The organism is Desulfobulbus propionicus DSM 2032 (genome assembly GCF_000186885.1).
GTDB lineage: Bacteria > Desulfobacterota > Desulfobulbia > Desulfobulbales > Desulfobulbaceae > Desulfobulbus > Desulfobulbus propionicus.
Genome location: NC_014972.1, coordinates 3,779,562 through 3,797,153, shown reverse-complemented (window position 1 = coordinate 3,797,153; position 17,592 = coordinate 3,779,562). Strand labels below are relative to the sequence as shown.

Annotated in this window: 15 protein-coding genes and 1 riboswitch; of the genes, 3 read left to right on the top strand and 12 right to left on the bottom strand. The window is 56.1% G+C overall.

Annotated features, from left to right (window positions below; genetic code table 11):
- Positions 1-21 precede the first annotated feature (21 nt).
- Positions 22-1,155: a nicotinate-nucleotide--dimethylbenzimidazole phosphoribosyltransferase gene (gene cobT / locus DESPR_RS16550; RefSeq protein ID WP_015725949.1), complete on the bottom strand. Its 1,134-nt coding sequence runs from the start codon at positions 1,153-1,155 to the stop codon at positions 22-24.
- Between the two features lie 354 nt (positions 1,156-1,509).
- Positions 1,510-1,645, bottom strand: a riboswitch (cobalamin riboswitch).
- A 315-nt stretch (positions 1,646-1,960) separates the two neighbouring features.
- Here cobT and DESPR_RS17580 point away from each other — a divergent pair.
- On the top strand, positions 1,961-2,470 hold the full coding sequence (locus DESPR_RS17580) for a PaaI family thioesterase (protein WP_015725948.1): 510 nt from the start codon (positions 1,961-1,963) through the stop codon (positions 2,468-2,470).
- A 58-nt stretch (positions 2,471-2,528) separates the two neighbouring features.
- On the opposite strand, the gene carB is transcribed toward DESPR_RS17580, so the two are convergent.
- Positions 2,529-5,735 carry a carbamoyl-phosphate synthase large subunit gene (gene carB, locus DESPR_RS16540; protein WP_015725947.1) on the bottom strand — a complete coding sequence of 1,069 codons (3,207 nt, stop codon included), beginning with the start codon at positions 5,733-5,735 and terminating at the stop codon, positions 2,529-2,531.
- On the opposite strand from carB, the gene DESPR_RS18660 reads away from it, so the two are divergent.
- Positions 5,716-6,048, top strand: coding sequence for a hypothetical protein (locus tag DESPR_RS18660; RefSeq protein WP_169701659.1), 333 nt, complete (start codon positions 5,716-5,718; stop codon positions 6,046-6,048). The two genes, carB and DESPR_RS18660, sit on opposite strands and share 20 nt — an antisense overlap.
- A gap of 103 nt (positions 6,049-6,151) precedes the next feature.
- On the opposite strand, the gene DESPR_RS19190 is transcribed toward DESPR_RS18660, so the two are convergent.
- The 6 genes from DESPR_RS19190 to dnaN form a co-directional block, all read right to left on the bottom strand.
- Positions 6,152-6,652 carry a rubrerythrin family protein gene (locus tag DESPR_RS19190; protein WP_015725946.1) on the bottom strand — a complete coding sequence of 167 codons (501 nt, stop codon included), beginning with the start codon at positions 6,650-6,652 and terminating at the stop codon, positions 6,152-6,154.
- Between the two features lie 215 nt (positions 6,653-6,867).
- Positions 6,868-7,515: a rubredoxin-like domain-containing protein gene (locus DESPR_RS16530; RefSeq protein ID WP_015725945.1), complete on the bottom strand. Its 648-nt coding sequence runs from the start codon at positions 7,513-7,515 to the stop codon at positions 6,868-6,870.
- Between the two features lie 148 nt (positions 7,516-7,663).
- Complete coding sequence (locus tag DESPR_RS16525) at positions 7,664-8,677, bottom strand: NAD(P)H-dependent glycerol-3-phosphate dehydrogenase (protein ID WP_015725944.1); 1,014 nt, start codon at positions 8,675-8,677, stop codon at positions 7,664-7,666.
- Entirely contained in the window at positions 8,667-11,156 is a 2,490-nt protein-coding gene (gyrA, locus tag DESPR_RS16520) for a DNA gyrase subunit A (RefSeq protein WP_015725943.1), read from the bottom strand. The genes DESPR_RS16525 and gyrA overlap by 11 nt, the downstream gene beginning before the upstream one ends.
- Before the next feature lie 52 nt (positions 11,157-11,208).
- A complete protein-coding gene (gyrB, locus tag DESPR_RS16515) occupies positions 11,209-13,620 on the bottom strand; it encodes a DNA topoisomerase (ATP-hydrolyzing) subunit B (RefSeq protein WP_015725942.1) in 2,412 nt (803 codons plus the stop codon).
- Positions 13,621-13,773: 153 nt separating this feature from the next.
- Positions 13,774-14,904 carry a DNA polymerase III subunit beta gene (gene dnaN, locus DESPR_RS16510; RefSeq protein ID WP_015725941.1) on the bottom strand — a complete coding sequence of 377 codons (1,131 nt, stop codon included), beginning with the start codon at positions 14,902-14,904 and terminating at the stop codon, positions 13,774-13,776.
- Positions 14,905-15,162: 258 nt separating this feature from the next.
- On the opposite strand from dnaN, the gene DESPR_RS16505 reads away from it, so the two are divergent.
- Positions 15,163-16,308, top strand: coding sequence for a serine hydrolase domain-containing protein (locus DESPR_RS16505; RefSeq protein ID WP_169701657.1), 1,146 nt, complete (start codon positions 15,163-15,165; stop codon positions 16,306-16,308).
- A gap of 75 nt (positions 16,309-16,383) precedes the next feature.
- On the opposite strand, the gene DESPR_RS16500 is transcribed toward DESPR_RS16505, so the two are convergent.
- The 4 genes from DESPR_RS16500 to DESPR_RS16485 are packed head-to-tail and all read right to left on the bottom strand — an operon-like array spanning position 16,384 to position 17,576.
- A complete protein-coding gene (locus tag DESPR_RS16500; protein WP_015725939.1) occupies positions 16,384-16,572 on the bottom strand; it encodes a hypothetical protein in 189 nt (62 codons plus the stop codon).
- Positions 16,573-16,584: 12 nt separating this feature from the next.
- Positions 16,585-16,932: a hypothetical protein gene (locus tag DESPR_RS16495; protein WP_015725938.1), complete on the bottom strand. Its 348-nt coding sequence runs from the start codon at positions 16,930-16,932 to the stop codon at positions 16,585-16,587.
- 12 nt (positions 16,933-16,944) lie between these two features.
- Complete coding sequence (locus tag DESPR_RS16490) at positions 16,945-17,277, bottom strand: hypothetical protein (protein WP_015725937.1); 333 nt, start codon at positions 17,275-17,277, stop codon at positions 16,945-16,947.
- Between the two features lie 41 nt (positions 17,278-17,318).
- On the bottom strand, positions 17,319-17,576 hold the full coding sequence (locus DESPR_RS16485) for a sulfurtransferase TusA family protein (RefSeq protein WP_015725936.1): 258 nt from the start codon (positions 17,574-17,576) through the stop codon (positions 17,319-17,321).
- Positions 17,577-17,592: the final 16 nt, after the last annotated feature.

Here is a 17,592-nt window from a genome sequence, read left to right as displayed (position 1 = left end):
CCCTTCCGCCGTGGTACCCTATCAGGGTGCCACGGTGGCCTGAGCGGAAACGCTTTCCAACGAACCCACCGATTCCTCCCTTGTCTCGTCCCCTTTGTTCTGGGCGTCGTGGATCCCGACCTCCCGAAAGGTCTTGATCTCGGCCAGTACACGGGTGGCGGCATCGAGCAGGGGCATGGCGGCAGCCGCTCCGGTCCCCTCGCCGAGGCGGAAATCAAGATGCAGGAGCGGTTGCAACCCCATCCGCTCCAGCATGCAACGGTGGCCAATCTCCACCGAATTGTGGCTGGCGAAGAGATAGGCCTTGGCTGCCGGAGCCAGCTCACAGGCGATCAGGGCACCGGCGGTGGAAATCAACCCGTCGCACAGCACCGGAACGCCCCTGGCGGCGGCGCCGATCACCAATCCAGCCAGACCGCCGATTTCAAATCCCCCGACCTTGGCCAATACGTCGAGGGCATCGTTCGGGTCGGGCCGATGCAAGGCCAGGGCCCGCTCGATCACCGCGATCTTGTTGGCCAGCATGACATCATCGATACCGGTTCCCCGGCCAGTCACCGTTTGTACCGGCAGGCCGGAAAAGGCGGCGATGATCGCCGAGGAGGGGGTGGTGTTGCCGATCCCCATGTCGCCGGTTCCCAGCAGATCCATGCCTTCGCCATCCACCAACCGGTTGACGATCTCGATTCCCGCCTCCAGCGAGCGAACCGCCTGGTCCCGGGTCATGGCCGGCTGACGAGTGAAGTTGGCGGTGCCTTTGCCGATCTTGCAATGAAAAATGGGCAGGTTCGGCGGAAAATCATGATTGACACCCAGATCGGCCACCCGTACCCTGGCACCGACATGGGCCGCCAGCACGCTGACCGAGGCCCCTCCCTGGACAAAATTGTAGACCATCTGTGGGGTTACCTCCTGGGGAAAGAGGCTGACCCCTTCCGCAACCACGCCATGATCACCGGCGCAGGTGACGATGAATTTGTGGCGGAAACGGACATCCAGGGTTGCGGCGATGGCGGCCAACCGGGCTGCCAGCGGTTCGAGAATGCCAAGACTGCCCTTGGGCCGGGCCTGGTCGGCGAGCCGCTGCGTGGCTGCTTGGTAAAAGGCCTGGCTTGGAATACGGATTGCCGCCATGGTGGACTGAAGAAGGTGCATGGAATGTTCCTTTGTTTGGATTGGGTATGGCCGTTGCGCACGCCCAAGAGGGGCGCGGTTATTCATCAATCAGACGGTGAACGAGTTATTTCGCCGGCGGCAAGCCGGCTCTCGGCGCGAAGAGCGACCGCTGTGCCGTTGCGTCGGAAACAGCTCGCGCTCCTTTGGGCAATCGACCCGGGAGAGTCGTTCGAGGGCACAGGAAAGAGGTGGGAACAACCGTGGCTTGGGGTTTCATGTATCCTCCGTACGTGGCGATGGTCCGTTTCCGGGAAAAAAATCAATGGGTTTGAAAGGTTGAAACTCCTTTCCCCCCCTTTGCCATCGCCTTCCCAAAAAAGAACCGTTCCATACGTCTTCTGACTTCCGGAGACTGCCAGATCGCGCCTTCCCGATCATATCCGCATGATCAGTGGCTTCCCTTGCGGGGAGTGCGACCCCTGTATTCCGGTTACAGCGGCGGGACCGTCACGGATTTGCACCGTGTTCCGTTTATGGAACTGTCTGTCTGTGTGGTGGCGTCAAGTAGACGCTGCTCTCCTTACCACTTCGCGGACGCAAGGACAATCGCGAAAACGAGAAATCGACCAGGAGCAGGGAGCACCAAGGAAGCGATAAACAATGTTAAAACAAATATTTAATAGGCAGGAAACCGTGTCGCGAAACGCGAAGGCGCGCGGCCGGCAGGACGCTTTTCCCTCACCAGGCCGGTTGTCTTGGCGCTTCGATGTTGCCCTGGCTGGTTTTGGGTGGTTATCTGGGGCTGTGGTTCGTTGCCCTTCATGCTCTCAAGGAGAAAGACCTGATGATCGATTCCACCTCATTGCGTACCATTGTCAACTTGGACGGCCAGACCTGTTTTGGCTGCGGCGACAATAACCCCATCGGCCTGCACATGACCTTTCTCACCGATGAACAGCGGGTCTATTCCCTGGTGACGGTGCCCCCGGCCATGGCCGGCTGGGATCGGACCGTGCATGGCGGCGTCCTCTCGACCCTGCTCGATGAAATCATGGGCTGGTCGGTGATCTATCTGCTGGGCAAGATCGGGGTGACCAAGACCATGACCGTGGAATTCCTCAAACCGGTGCAGGTCGAAACCCAATTAACCGTGGTTGGCACTATCGCGGAAACAGTTTCCGAGCGGCAGGTGGTGGTAGGGGGCGAAATTCATGCACAGGACGGCGCATTGTGCGTGCGTGCCACGGGCACCTTCGCCGCCATGACTCCCCAGGCGGCGGTCCGCCTGGGGGTGATGAGCAACGCCTACATGGAACGGTTCCTGCCCGTGCTGCACCAAAAAGAACAAGGCTGAACAAACCTTTCGATTGATGGCGCTTGTGGCTCGGGCAGGGGATAAGGTTTGAGGGGGGTTAGGCGATTGCGGCCAGCCACTCCTGCAGGGAGCGTACCGTTGCCTCGCCCGCTTGACGGGCGGCGATGCCCTCGGCGGCCGCCGCGGCCGCGGCAACGGTGGTGATGTACGCCACCTTGTGCTTGATGGCCGCCTTGCGAATGTAAGAGTCATCATGGGCACTGAGCTTGCCCGACGGGGTGTTGATGATCAGCTGAATCTCGCCGTTTTTCACCGCGTCGACGATGTTGGGCCGCCCTTCATGCACCTTGAGGATCACCTGGGCCTCAATGCCGTGCGCCTGCAAAAAGTCGGCGGTACCGTCTGTGGCCAGCAGTTTAAAGCCCTCGTCCCGCAACCGCCGGGCCGCCTCGATCAGCTTGTCGGTGCGATCGCGCTGGTTAACGGTGATCAATACGGCCCCGGTGAGCGGCAGGGTGCTGTTGGCCCCGTCCTGGGCCTTGTAAAAAGCCATGCCGAAAGAGGAATCCATGCCCAGCACCTCGCCGGTGGAGCGCATCTCCGGGCCAAGCACCGGATCGACCTCGGGAAACATGTTGAACGGGAACACCGCCTCCTTGACACCGATGTGCGGGATGGTGCGCTGACTGAGATGGCACTCGCGCAAGGTCTTGCCAAGCAGGATCTCAGTGGCGATGCGGGCCATGGGGATGCCACAGACCTTGGATACCAGCGGCACGGTGCGCGAGGCGCGCGGATTGGCCTCGAGCACGTAGACCCGGTCGTCGCAGATCGCGTATTGGATGTTCATGAGTCCGACCACGCCCATCTCGCGGGCGATGGTGCGGGTGTACTCGCGGATGGTGGCGATATGGTGCTCGGGGATGCCCACCGGCGGAATGACGCAGGCCGAATCGCCGGAATGGATGCCCGCCTGCTCGATATGCTCCATCACCGCCGGCACGAAGGCATCGGTACCGTCGGCGATGGCATCGGCCTCGGCCTCGATGGCATTTTCCAGATAGCGGTCGATGAGGATCGGCCGGTCCGGGGTGACATCCACCGCCGCGGCCATGTAATCGCGCAGCATCGGCTCATCATAGACGATTTCCATTCCCCGGCCGCCAAGCACGTAGGAGGGCCGAACCATCAGCGGGTAACCGATCTGCCCGGCGATGGCAACGGCTTCCTCTTCGTTGACAGCCATGCCGCCGGCGGCCATGGGAATGCCCAGTTTCTCCATCATTCGGTTAAACAGGTCGCGATCCTCAGCCATGTCGATGACCGCCGGCGGCGTACCCAGGATGGTCACTCCGGCCTCCTCCAGCTGGCGGGCGATGTTGAGCGGCGTCTGGCCGCCGAACTGGCAGATCACTCCCCGTGGCTTTTCCTTCTGGTAAATCTGCAGCACATCCTCGACGGTCAGCGGCTCGAAGTAAAGCTTGTCCGAGGTATCGTAGTCGGTGGAAACGGTCTCCGGGTTGCAATTGACCATCACTGTTTCATAGCCCATGTCGCGCAGGGCAAAGGCCGCATGGACACAGCAGTAGTCGAACTCGATTCCCTGACCGATGCGGTTGGGGCCGCCGCCGAGGATCATCACTTTGTTGGGGTTGGCGGACACCGGCACCGTGTCCGGGGCGTTGTAGCTGGAATAGTAGTAGGCGGCGTTTTCCACCCCGCTCACCGGCACCGCGTGCCACCCTTCGACGATGCCGGCCTGGGTGCGCCGCTCGCGGATGGCACGTTCCTCCAGGCCGAGAATCTTGGCCAAGTACAGATCAGAAAACCCCTCCTGCTTGGCTCGCCGCAGCAGCTCGATGGGCAGCTCCCCGCCCCGGTGGGCGAGAATTTCCTCCTCGCGGGCCACCAACTCGCGCATCTGTTCAAGGAACCAGCGGTGGATCGAGGTCCGTCGGTGCAATTCCTCCACGGTCGCCCCTTTGCGCAGGGCCTCGTAGAGCACGAACTGGCGCTCGCTGGTCGGCACGGCCAAGCGGGCCATGAGGTCCTTAAGGGACAGGCTGTTGAGATGCTTGTAAAACCCCAGACCGCTGCAACCGGTCTCCAATCCGCGAATCGCCTTTTGAAAGGCCTCCTTGTAGGTCTTACCCAAACTCATCACCTCGCCCACGGCCCGCATCTGGGTGCCAAGCTTGTCCTCCACCCCACGGAATTTCTCAAAGGCCCAGCGGGCGAACTTGATCACCACATACTCGCCGGAAGGGGTATAGCGGTCCAAACTGCCGTCGCGCCAGTAAGCCATGTCCTTCAAGGTCTGGCCGCCGGCCAGACGCGCCGACACCAGAGCAATGGGAAACCCCGTGGCCTTGGAGGCCAGCGCCGAACTGCGCGAGGTGCGCGGGTTGATCTCGATCACCACCACCCGGTCTGTGACCGGATCGTGGGCGAACTGGACGTTGGTGCCGCCGATCACCCCGATCGACTCGACTATGGCGTAGGCCGCCCGCTGCAACCGTTGCTGCAGTTCGACCGGCACGGTTAGCATGGGCGCGGCGCAGAAGGAATCGCCGGTGTGCACGCCCATGGGGTCGATATTTTCGATGAAGCAAACGGTGATTAGCCGGTTGTCGGCATCGCGCACCACCTCCAGTTCCAGCTCCTCCCAGCCGATGACGCATTCCTCGACCAGAATCTGGCCAATGCGGCTGGCGGCGATCCCCCGGGTGGCCACGGTGCGCAGTTCTTCCAGGTTGTAGACCATGCCGCCGCCGGTGCCGCCCATGGTGTAGGCCGGACGAATGACCACCGGATACCCCAGCTCGGCCGCGATCCGCTCCGCATCCTCGACCGAATAGACCGCCGTGCTCCTAGGCATCTCGATGCCGAGCCGGTCCATTTCCTTTTTAAATTCGATCCGGTCCTCGCCACGCTCGATGGCTTCCAGGTTGACGCCGATCACCTGCACGCCATATTTCTCCAAAATACCTAGACGGGCCAGATCGGAAGAAAGATTGAGGGCCGACTGGCCGCCGAGATTGGGCAACAGGGCGTCGGGCCGTTCGCGGGCGATGATCTTCTCCAGAGTATCGACGTTGAGGGGTTCGATGTAGGTCACATCGGCCATGCCCGGATCGGTCATGATCGTGGCCGGATTGGAGTTGACCAGGACGATGCGGTAACCCAGTTCACGTAGCGCCTTGCAGGCCTGGGTACCGGAATAGTCAAATTCGCAGGCTTGGCCGATGATAATCGGACCGGAACCGATGATCAGGACCGTGTGGATGTCGTCACGTTTCGGCATGGTTTTCTCCTTGATAGAATTCGGTGGTCAACGGTTGGGGTCCGTGAACGGCGGAGGTGTGCCGACTGGCGCCCTACACGACGACTTTTTTATCCAAAAGGGCAAGAAAAGCCGCTGGCGTTCCGGAAATGTAATGGCGACGATGTTCTTAAACTTCTGGAAATCGAGGAGCAAGAAAAAAACACCTTTCCCTCCGGCCGACCACTGCTTTCCAGTTTCAGGTGGAGAAGGGCGATGCGGATCGAGCTGGTTGTGGCGCTTGCTGATACCGGGAAACGTGCTGAGCCGCGCCGTATCCAATGACTCAAAGTGAGTCCTTGCCTCGATACAACCGGATGAACAAAAAAACCCCTCACGGCCTTGTCGGCCGTGAGGGGTGTAAGTCGTTTATTCGCTCGACGTGATGATCGCCGGACTTAGGCGACCTGTTCAAACACGGTCTTTTTGGCGCCGCAGACCGGACATTTTTCCGGAGCCGCTCCGAGTTCGATGTAGCCGCAGACCGGACAGAGATAGAATTCACTGACATCGAGATCAACCCCTTTTTTCACCGCCTCAAGGGCCTTGGTGTAAATGTTGGCATGAACCGCTTCGGCATCGACGGCAAACTTGAACATGGTTTTTGCCTTGTGCCCATCGGCAACGGCCAACTCGACCATGGGCGGGTACATTTCTTTATATTCATAGGTTTCGCCGTCAATGGCTGCCTGGAGATTTTCCGCGGTGGTGGCGATCATGTCCAGGGCCTTGAGATGTCCTTCAGCATGAATACGCTCTGCTTCGGCGGTGGTGCGGAACAATTTGGCGATGTTGGCAAACCCTTCTTTTTCGGCTTTTTTGGCGAAAGCCCGGTATTTCTGATTGGCCTGACTTTCACCGGCAAACGCTTCCTTGAGATTGTCTTTTGTTGTGGCCATAGTGTTTCCTCCAATGTGTTGTTTGATTTTTCCTTGCAAGCGATTTTCCGGCATCGCTCAATAGGCAAAACTTGACGTCGCTGCTCCGTTCGTGGGCACGGAAGGTTTTCACTCATTCCCGTGCCAGCCAAACGTGACTACCATACCTCAACAGGAGATGAGAGGCAAGTGTAAATAAGAATAAAAATCATTTAGCAAGTTTTCTCAGACACAATTCATTCCTTGCGTCCGCCAAAGACCAATTTGCCGCCCATGTGGCCCGCGAGTCCAACCGCGCCCACCAGCACAATCGCGAGCAGAACGAAGAGCCAGCGGCCGGATGACGCCTTGGTGACAATTTCCGGTTGAAGAACTCGCCAGACAACAAGGACCACCAGCAGGAGAACGCTCACAATTGCCGAACCGATCTTGATCTTGAAAATGGGAGTCAAGGCGCCGCGATACCGCTTCTGCCAAACCTCATACCCGGTAAAGATGACTGCGGGCATGGTCAGCAGCACAAAAACACAGCTGTAGAGAGCGGCGGTTTCAAAAAGAGGCGCACCAAAACCCACCGTGATCAGGATAAAGATCAAGGCCATGGGCAGAACACCGTTTGGGGTATGCACGGTAATCGGGTGGAGATGATGGCGAAGAATCAAGGTGGAGGTAAAGGCATACACCTTGGCAAGAAAGGTGGGCGGTGTATGTGTCATCGGCGAAGGCATTGATTCCGGGGCAAGAGCGGCTTCTTCCTCGGGGACCTTGACGTCCTCGATGACTTCAACAAACATGCTCTTATCGGCAGAACACACTGGACATTCGTCAGGGGGTTCATCGCCTTCATGAATATAACCGCAAACCGTACACTCCCATTTTTTCATTGCTGACCTCCATGGAAAACAAATGATAGGAAACGAGAGCGGACGGTGTCGGGATCCATGCACCCTCCGCCCCGAGAGTTCGCTTGGTCAAGGGTCGCGCACCAAGATCGCCTGAGGCATTTTACCCTTGGTTCGGTGCGTCTCGGTTTTAGAGGGATTCCTGTTTCAGATCGCGTTGAAACAGCTCTCGAACCGCGTCGGCACACTGTTTATCCTCATAGAGCACCTGATACACCTGTTCCAGGATCGGCATTTCCACCCCCAGGGTCTTGGCCAGTTGGAAACAGGATTTGGTGGTCTTGACCCCTTCGGCCACCATTTTCATTTCACTCAAGGCCTGATCCAGGGTCAAGCCGGAACCGAGTTTCAAACCAACGGTGCGGTTGCGGCTCAGATTGCCGGTGCAGGTCAGCACCAGATCACCCATGCCGCCCAGACCAGCAAAGGTCTGTGGTTGCCCGCCCATGGCCACGCCCAGACGGGTAATCTCCGCCAGCCCTCGGGTCATCAGGGCAGCCCGGGTGTTGAGGCCGTAATGCAGCCCATCGCAGATGCCGGCGGCTATGGCGATCACGTTCTTGATCGCGCCGCTGATCTCCAGGCCGATCACGTCATCGGAAGAGTACACGCGGAACGTGTCGGTGGAAAAGAGATGCTGCACGGCCTTCGCCGCATCGGTATCGGCAAAGGCCACGGTTACCGCGGTGGGCTGACGATCGGCGACCTCGGCGGCAAAACTGGGGCCGCTCAGCACCCCAAAATGAAGGTGTTTGCCGTCATTCGGGGTTTCCTGTCGCATGATTCCGGTCATGGTTTGACCACTTTCGATCTCGATACCCTTGGTGGCGGACACCAGCAAGGCTCCTGGCATCAGCATTGGATACAGTTGACGGTAAACCTCGCGGAAGCCGTGGGAGGGGACCACCATCACCACGCATTCCACCCCTTTGACGGCTGCCTCCAGATTGTCGCTGACCTGAAGAGTTTCCGGAAAAGGATGACCGGCCTGGTAACGTTTGTTTTCCCGGTCTTTGGCCAGCTGACGGATATGGTCCACGTCCCTGTCCCACAGGGTGACCGGGTACCCTTGCCGCGTCAACAGCAGGGCCAATGCAGTGCCCCAACTGCCCGCGCCGATCATGGCTATTCGGTTAATCTTCATATTCGCCCTCCCCATCGTCTTCTTCCAGATCCACGCCCTCTTCCCGGGCGAGCATGGACATATCGACCACCAATTCCCCTTCGTCCAGGTTGATCAGACGGACGCCCTGGGTATTGCGGCCGATGATGCGCACCGTGTCCATGGGCATGCGGATCACCTTGCCGGAATTGGCCACCAGCATCACCTGATCCTCATCAACCACCGGCAGCACGCCAACCACGTTGCCGTTGCGTTCACTGGTCTTGATGGTGAACACGCCCTTGCCGCCACGGCTCTGCAGTTTGTATTCAGACACCGCCGTGCGCTTGCCGTAGCCGTTCTCGGTAACCGTCAGAATGGAGGCATCGCTTTTCAGCACCGCCACCCCCACCACCTCGTCGTCATCGCCCAGAGTGATGCCCTTGACGCCGGCGGCCAACCGGCCCATGGCCCGGACATCGGATTCATGAAAATGGATCGACAGTCCCTTCTTGGTAACCAGGAAGATCTCGTCATCGCCCGAGGTGATGGCCGCGGACAAAATCTCGTCGTCATCGCGGATGGTCAGGCCGAACTTGCCCTTGCGCAACGGCCGTTTGTACTCGGAAATAAAGGTCTTTTTCACCCGGCCCTGTTTAGTCACGGTCAGCACCGAAACCGTGTCGTCCATATTGGCCAGATCGGCCACCGGCAGGATGGCCGCCACCTTCTCGTCCTCGCCCAGCTCCAGAAGATTGACGATGGCCTTGCCGCGTGCTGTCCGGCCGGCCAAGGGTAGCTCATACACCTTGCGCCAGAACACCCGACCCTTGTTGGTAAAAAAGAGGAAGGTATCCAGGGAAGAGGCGGTGTACAGGCTGGTGACGAAATCGTCCTCCAGGGTGACCATGCCCTTGACGCCCTTGCCGCCGCGCCGTTGCGCCCGATACAGGGTGAGCGGATTGCGCTTGATGTAGCCGGTGTGCGATACGGTCACCACCATCTCCTCGGGCGTGATCAGGTCCTCGGGCAGGATTTCATCCGGGGCGTCGATGATCTCGGTGCGGCGGTCATCGCCGTATTCCTCGCGAATCTTCTCGAATTCCTCGCGGATGATCTGCACCACCAGGTTGTCATCGGCGAGCACCTGTTTCAACCAGCTGATCTTTGCCTGGATCTCGTTGTAATCGCTGATGATCTTGTCACGCTCCAGTCCGGTGAGCCGCTGGAGGCGCATGTCGAGGATGGTTTGTGCCTGGATCTCGGACAGCTCGAAGCGGAGTATCAACCCTTCCTTGGCCTCGGCCGGGTTGGCCGAACCCCTGATCAGTTCCACCACCTCGTCGAGATGGGTTATGGCGATCTTCAATCCTTCCAGAATATGGGCCCGCTCCTCGGCCTTGCGCAGTTCAAAGGCGGTGCGGCGATAAACCACGGTCTTGCGGTGGGCCAGGAAGTGCTGCAGGATCTGTTTGAGGTTGAGGATTTCGGGCTTATTGTTGACGATGCACAGCAGGATGATACCGAAACTTTTCTGCAACGGGGTCATCTTGTACAGCTGATTAATGACAATATCGGGGATTTCGTCCTTGCGCAGATCGAGCACCACCCGCACCCCATGCCGGTCCGACTCGTCGCGGATCTCGGCAATCGAGGTGATTCGTTTCTCCTTCATCAGCAGGGCGATCTTCTCCACCAGGGCCGCCTTGTTCTGCTGAAAAGGGATCTCGGTGATGACGATCGCTTCGCCGTGGCTGCCGCGCTGCTCGATATGGGTCTTGGAGCGCATGACAATCACTCCGCGCCCGGTCTCGTAGGCCTCGCGGATACCGGCGCGGCCGCAGATGAAGCCGCCGGTGGGAAAATCCGGACCGGTGATGATTTCCATCAATTGATGGACGGTGATTTCCGGATTATCCACCAGGGCGATCAGGCCGTTGATGACCTCGGTGAGGTTGTGGGGTGGAATTTTGGTGGCCATGCCCACCGCGATCCCCTCGGAACCGTTGATGAGGATATTGGGGATCCTCGAGGGGAGAACCGCCGGTTCCTGGAGGGAGTTGTCATAGTTGGGGACAAAATCCACTGTCTCCTTGTCCAGATCGGCTACCAGCTCCTGATCGAGCCGGGTCATGCGCGCTTCGGTATACCGCATGGCCGCCGCTGAATCGCCATCCATGGAACCGAAGTTGCCTTGACCATCGACCAGCGGGTAGCGCATGGAGAAATCCTGGGCCATGCGCACCAGGGTATCGTAGGCGGCGGTATCGCCATGGGGGTGGTATTTACCGATCACATCGCCGACAATCCTCGCCGATTTGATGTAGGGCCGATTATAGGTGTTGCCCAATTCGCGCATGGCAAAGAGGGTGCGGCGATGCACCGGCTTGAGCCCATCGCGTACATCGGGCAGGGCCCTGCCGATGATGACCGACATGGCATAATCCAGGTAGGATTTACGCAGCTCCCTGGAGATGGCAATGGTGGGCTGTTGATTACTTTCTATTGATGGTTCCGTCATGGTACATTCCTGGTTGTTTCTTGCTTAAAGGACCGATCTGTCACAGGTGGACTCAGATATCGAGATCCGCCACTTCCAGGGCGTGATTTTGAATGAACTCCCGCCGTGGTTCGACCTTGTCTCCCATAAGCGTGGTAAACATATCGTCAGTCACTTCGACATCATCGATCTTGACCTGGATCAGGGTTCGGTTGGTCGGATTCATGGTGGTATCCCACAGTTGTTCGGGATTCATTTCACCTAACCCTTTGTACCGCTGCAGATGACTGCCTTTGAAGGTTTCCTCGCGTACCAGTTCGATCAGCCGATGCCAGTTCTCCGCTGTGAGTTGACTTTCCTGCCCGGTGCCCCCGGTTTTGCTCAAGGTAAAGGAACCGTTCAAATAGGGGTTAATGGTTTTATAGAGGTCAAGGGCGTGCCGATACTCGTTGATCAACGGGATATTGGGACCCACCGTAGCCATCATGTGCGATTGCCCTGCCAGGGTAACGTCGAATTCAAAACAGGCCGGCCGCCAAGCGCAGGAGTGGATGGAACCGATCTGTGAGGCTCGATTTTTCAGTTGCTCGGCCAGGTGCTCGACAAACTCCCTTTTTTCAAACTGCTTGGCCGAATGGACATCGCTGTCCAACAGGAACAGGGTCATGGATTCCTGGATGTTCAACCGCTCCAGATAGGCCACCACCCGCTCAAAGGCGGACAGCTTGCGCAGAACAGTCACCAGTTCGTCCTCGGCTATTTCCACCTCCTGCTCGGTGCGGATGCGCATCAACTGGCTGGCCTGGGCATAGAGATAGGCGTTGAGTTCCTCCTCGTTGAGGAAGTACTGTTCTTTCTTGCCTTTACCTAACCGATAGAGCGGCGGCTGGCCGATGTAGACATGGCCGTTTTCGATTAGCGGCAGCATCTGCCGATAAAAGAAGGTTAAGAGCAGGGTGCGGATATGGGCGCCGTCGACGTCGGCGTCGGTCATGATGATGATCTTGTGGTAACGGAGCTTTTCCAGGTCAAACTCCTCGCTGCCGATACCGGTGCCCAAGGAGGCCACCAACTGCTTGATTTCCTCGGAATCGAGGATCTTGTCGAAACGGGCCTTCTCGACGTTCATGATTTTGCCGCGCAAGGGAAGGATGGCCTGAATGGCCCTATCCCGACCCTGCTTGGCCGAACCGCCAGCCGAATCGCCCTCGACGATGAACAGTTCCCGCTCGGCCGGATTCTTGCTCTGGCATTCCGCCAGTTTTCCAGCCATCATTACCGAAATGTTGCTTTTGGTGCGTGACAGATCACGGGCCTTGCGTGCCGCCTCTCTCGCTCGGGCCGCCTCCACCGCCTTGTTGAGAATCCCTCGGGCCACGGCTGGATTTTGTTCCAGATACGCTCCGAGTTTTTCATTGCACAGCGACTCGACAATGGATTTGACCTCGGAATTGCCCAACTTGGTTTTCGTCTGTCCTTCGAATTGTGGGTTGGGCACGCGGACCGAAATCACGCAGGTGAGCCCTTCGCGAACATCGTCCCCACCCATTTTTTCCTTGAGATGTTTGGGGATTATGTCATCGCTGGCATAGCGGTTGATGCACTTGGTCAGGGCGGCTCGAAACCCAGCCACATGGGAACCGCCTTCCTTCGTATTGATATTATTAACAAAGGAAAACAGTCGCTCGGAATAGCCGTCAAAATACTGCAGACAGATGTCCACTTGAACAGTGTCGCGCTCGCCGGAAATGAGGATCGGATCGGGATGGACCGTGGTGCGGTTGCGGTTGAGATACTCCACATAGGAAACAATGCCACCATCGAAATGAAAGCTGTTTTCCGCCCCATCCCGTTCATCCTTGAGCGTTATATGGATGTTTTTATTGAGGAAGGCTAGTTCGCGCATCCGATTCTTGACAATCTCGTACTCAAAAACCGTTGTTTCGGTGAAGATAGACGGATCAGGCTTGAAAGAGATGCTGGTCCCGGTCTGCTCGCTGGTCCCGATCACCTCGAGCTCACTGGTCCGCATGCCGTATTCGTAGGTTTGGCGATAGATTTTGCCGTTCCGCTGCACCTGGGCCACAGTTCGCACGCTCAGGGCATTGACCACCGACACGCCGACCCCGTGGAGGCCGCCGGACACCTTGTAGGTGGAATGATCGAACTTGCCGCCGGCATGAAGGGTGGTCATGACCAATTCAAGAGCCGACATGTTTTCCGTGGGATGCATGTCCACCGGTATGCCTCGGCCATTATCCTCCACGGTCACCGCGTTGTCCTCATGAATGACGATGCTGATCTGATCGCAGTGACCGGCCAGGGCCTCGTCGATGGAATTATCCACTACCTCGTAGATGAGATGATGCAATCCCTCCACCCCGGTGTTGCCAATATACATGGAGGGTCGTTTACGGACAGCTTCCAGTCCGTCAAGGACCTTGATCTGCTCCGCACCGTAGGATGTTTCTGTTAATTCACTCACTTTTTTCCTTCTGCCTGAATTTTTGAAGCAAATATTCTTCAGCGACAATATATGGCTCGGGACGTACTCATCTGATCCACATGATGAAAAATCATCCTTTGTCCGTTGAACAATAAAAAAATAGGGGATACTGCAAGGAGCTGATAAAATCCTTTACAGTTTCATCGGCATGATGATGCTCAGAAATCCCTTGTCCTCATCCGAGGTGATCATACAGGGACTTTCCTGGGTATTGATGCTGGCGGTGATCACATCTCCTTCCATGACCTGAAGTGTCTCGATGAAATAGCGGCAATTAAATCCCAAGGTCAACGGCGGGCCGCTGTATTCAACGTTGAATTCATCCTTGGCCGAACCGAAGTCCGCGTTTTGCGAGGTCAGCACCATGGTGTTGTCGGCTATATCCATCTTGATGGCATGAAACAGATCCTCGGTGAAAAGGTTGATGCGTTTGAGGCTTTCCAGAAAACGAATTCGATCGATACGAATGGAATTTTCCTTGGAAAGGACACTCAGCAACCCTTGAAAATCAGGAAAATCACCTTCCATCAAGCGGATGATGAGCAGGGAATCGTCGCTTTTCAGCACGGCCTGTTTTTCCTCGACACCGAACGATAGGCTTGTTTTGTTTTCGCAAAACTTGCGTATTTCCTGAACGCCTCGTCGTGGAATAAGGGTGATGGGGTTGAGATGCAACTGTTCGAGCGATGTCTCCACCTCCTTGCTCATGATAGTCAACCGATGTCCATCCGAGGTGACCATTTTCAACATCACGTGATCGTCTTGCATCACTTTCTGCAACATGGCCGCAGTCAAGGTGAACATGTTCTCCTTATCCTGAGCAATGGAAAAAACGGTCTTATCAACCAAATCGGCCAGAATGACACTCTCCATGATCACCATGGCTTCTTCATTGTAGGCAGGAAAGGAAGGAAACTCGTCGGCCACCATCCCGGCCAACCGGTACAGGCTGGGGCCTGCGCTGATTTCCACCCAATTATTGTCCAATTCTTTCAAGGAAAGAATCGAGGAACCGGATTCCCGCGCCACTTCGAACAGTTTCTTGGCCGGCAAGGTCAGGGTGCCGGTTTCCAGAACTTCAGCGGGAACTCTTTGTTTCAGTCCAATCTCCAGATCCGTGCCGGTTAGGACAATATGATCGGGCTGAACCTCAAGAAGGACATTGGACAAGATGGCCAGCGTCCCTTTTTTATTGGTTATATTTTGTTGCGCACCAATGGCTTTAAGCAGGTCATCCCTGCCTATATTAAAATGGAAGGCCATAATAACTTTCCTTTTTTTAGAAGAATGTTGTTGTTGCTATTAATGGTGTGAAGATGTGAACTAAATAGGTAATGGTTTGTTTTTAAAATATTTTTTATGTTAAAAACAATGTGGGCGAACGTTGTGTTGTTTGGTGAACAGAGGTGGAAGTAGCAAAATTTCATTGTTCAGCAAGAAAAAACACATATTTTTAACAGTGTTATTAACAAATTGCTGACTAATCAAAAATACTCGAAAAGAGGCGAAAGATCAAACAAATTGTTTGATAAAAGAAGCTTTAAAAAAATGAAAAATCAAATAAATAGAAAGCTGTCCGAGCTCTGTCGCCAGGGTCTCGAAGAAGGGGTATTCTGCGGGGTCTCCGCAGCGGTCAGTGTTACACGACATGGGGTCCGCTCCAGATCCTGGTTCAGTGGCGGAAGGACCAGAAGCGATGCGCACGGCCAGCCAGTGAAGGCGGAAACGTTCTTTGACCTGGCCTCGTTGACCAAACCGTTATGCACCACCCTCTGTGTCTTGCATTTACTCGAAACGGGACAGATGCGGTTGTGTCAGTCAGGGCTGCCCCCCCTTGCACCTGACCTTGAGCCGGAAAAAGAAGCCATCACAATACGGCATCTGTTGCAGCATTCGTCGGGATTACCGGCCTATCAGCCCTATTTTGCCCAGTTTAATCCCCGTCAATCGCCACGAAACAAAGGACTGTTGTTGGAAAAAATCATTCGGGAACCAATCGACTATCCGCTGGGATCGACCTGCGTGTACAGTGATCTCGGCTTCATGCTTCTGGGATGGCTCATCGAGCACACGACAGCAACCCGTCTTGATCACCTGTTTAGCACGGTGATCACAGAACCGTTGCAGATATCTTCAACGCTGCGTTTTCGGCCGCTGAACGAAACGTGGACCGATGAACACACCGGCACCATCGCGGCCACCGAAAAATGCCTCTGGCGGCAGAGACTGTTACAGGGAGAGGTGCATGACGAACATTGTTGGTTGATGGGAGGGGTGGCGGGGCATGCCGGTCTGTTTGGCACGATTGAGGCCGTTATGCGCCTGTGTGAACGACTGCTAGATATATGGAAAGGGCGGAACAGTCATCCGGCCTTTGCCAATGCTTTGTTACGGGAGGCGTTGACCCGTCGGCACCAGTCGAGCAGCTGGTGCCTGGGCTTCGACACACCCACCCCGGGTCGTTCGAGCAGCGGGCACTTGTTTTCGGCACACAGCGTCGGCCATTTGGGGTTCAGCGGCACCTCGTTCTGGATCGATCCCGAACAGGAGGTTATTATCGTCTTGTTGACCAACCGTGTTCATCCTTCTCGGGAAAATATAAAAATACGTCCCTTTCGACCGATATTCCATGATCGTCTCATGGAAACCATTCTCGCGGCGTCTTGAAGGCCTGAAAATAAAAAACCCTGCCATTCTCGCAATGGCAGGGTTCACAGCATGTTTCAGTCTAAAGGGGAAGAATTACCACCAGCAAACAGTCTTGTCGTTGGCGAAAATTTTCTGAACGAGAATATCGTAGTTCGGTTCGCCGATGTACAGCTTGAACTCGTCGGCTACCCGGTCACGGTTGAGAATCTCAACCAATTTTTTGACATCCTCGGTGGGTTCGGATCGATAAACCTGCAGTATTTTCATGGTATCACCACTCATAGTGTGCTCCTTTTATTCGCTACAAGCAGCGGGCGGCTCGTGGGATTGTTTGGGAAGACCATAGGGAATGATAAAATCGGCTTCTCGCATTGCCTCGCCGAGTTCTTCCAGAGAAATGTTAGCGATCTCGGTTCCTTCCGGCAGGTCGGTGGGAGCCTCGGCACCGCAACTGTAGACCTGGCCTTCCATGTCGGAGATCCAGGCGATGTTCTCCGACATATAGTTGGAAAACCGTGGAAATTCACCGTTCATAATTACGGGGAAGGCATAATGATTCTCAACGGCAAGACCCAGACCGGAGCGGATACCGTCATTGTATACACGGTTGGCGATCAGGATGTACACTTTCAATGATTCCATTTCCGTCTCTCCTTACATGACGATATACTTGGCGCACTCGTCAAGAATGGCGCCATGGAAAGCCTGGGTCCGCATCTGCTTGTCGATCAGACCACGAGGAATGTCGTTGACGTTATCAAATCCTTCACAGATATAACTGTCCGCGCAGATGGCGATGTCCTCGACCGCGCACAGCTGGGTCAGTTCATAGAACAGCGGATTCTTGGTCAGGTGGATGGATTTATAGGTAAAGAAAACCATTACCTTTTTTCCGGCGCGTACCGCAGCCTTGGTGATGCCAAGGATGTGACGCATATGCTGAGGAGAGGTAACGAAAATCCCGAGTTTATTTGGATCGGCAGCCATGGGCTTTTTCCTCCTTCAAAAGGACAGTGACGATGGAATGATCATCCTTTTTTAATGAAAAAGCTAATGTAGCCAGCCTCTTCCTTCTCGCCGAGATACTCATGACCAGCACGCTCGCACCAACCGGGGATATCGTTACGGGAACCGGGATCAGTTCCCTGGATGTGCAGGATCTGGCCGGAGCTGATCTTGCCAATCTCTTTTTTGGTGCGGAGGAGCGGCATGGGGCAGCTTAGACCACGTGCATCCAGAACAGCGGCGACATCCAGACCTTCAGGGGCTACTTTTACGTCACTCATTGTGGGTTCTCCTTAA

Excerpts from the sequence above, each read along its gene's own strand:
- cobT (WP_015725949.1), bottom strand. The coding sequence starts at position 1,155 with ATGCACCTTCTTCAGTCCACCATGGCGGCAATCCGTATTCCAAGCCAG.
- DESPR_RS17580 (WP_015725948.1), top strand. The coding sequence starts at position 1,961 with ATGATCGATTCCACCTCATTGCGTACCATTGTCAACTTGGACGGCCAG.
- DESPR_RS18660 (WP_169701659.1), top strand. The coding sequence starts at position 5,716 with ATGTCGTCACGTTTCGGCATGGTTTTCTCCTTGATAGAATTCGGTGGT.
- carB (WP_015725947.1), bottom strand. The coding sequence starts at position 5,735 with ATGCCGAAACGTGACGACATCCACACGGTCCTGATCATCGGTTCCGGT.
- DESPR_RS19190 (WP_015725946.1), bottom strand. The coding sequence starts at position 6,652 with ATGGCCACAACAAAAGACAATCTCAAGGAAGCGTTTGCCGGTGAAAGT.
- DESPR_RS16530 (WP_015725945.1), bottom strand. The coding sequence starts at position 7,515 with ATGAAAAAATGGGAGTGTACGGTTTGCGGTTATATTCATGAAGGCGAT.
- DESPR_RS16525 (WP_015725944.1), bottom strand. The coding sequence starts at position 8,677 with ATGAAGATTAACCGAATAGCCATGATCGGCGCGGGCAGTTGGGGCACT.
- gyrA (WP_015725943.1), bottom strand. The coding sequence starts at position 11,156 with ATGACGGAACCATCAATAGAAAGTAATCAACAGCCCACCATTGCCATC.
- dnaN (WP_015725941.1), bottom strand. The coding sequence starts at position 14,904 with ATGGCCTTCCATTTTAATATAGGCAGGGATGACCTGCTTAAAGCCATT.
- DESPR_RS16500 (WP_015725939.1), bottom strand. The coding sequence starts at position 16,572 with ATGAGTGGTGATACCATGAAAATACTGCAGGTTTATCGATCCGAACCC.
- DESPR_RS16495 (WP_015725938.1), bottom strand. The coding sequence starts at position 16,932 with ATGGAATCATTGAAAGTGTACATCCTGATCGCCAACCGTGTATACAAT.
- DESPR_RS16490 (WP_015725937.1), bottom strand. The coding sequence starts at position 17,277 with ATGGCTGCCGATCCAAATAAACTCGGGATTTTCGTTACCTCTCCTCAG.
- DESPR_RS16485 (WP_015725936.1), bottom strand. The coding sequence starts at position 17,576 with ATGAGTGACGTAAAAGTAGCCCCTGAAGGTCTGGATGTCGCCGCTGTT.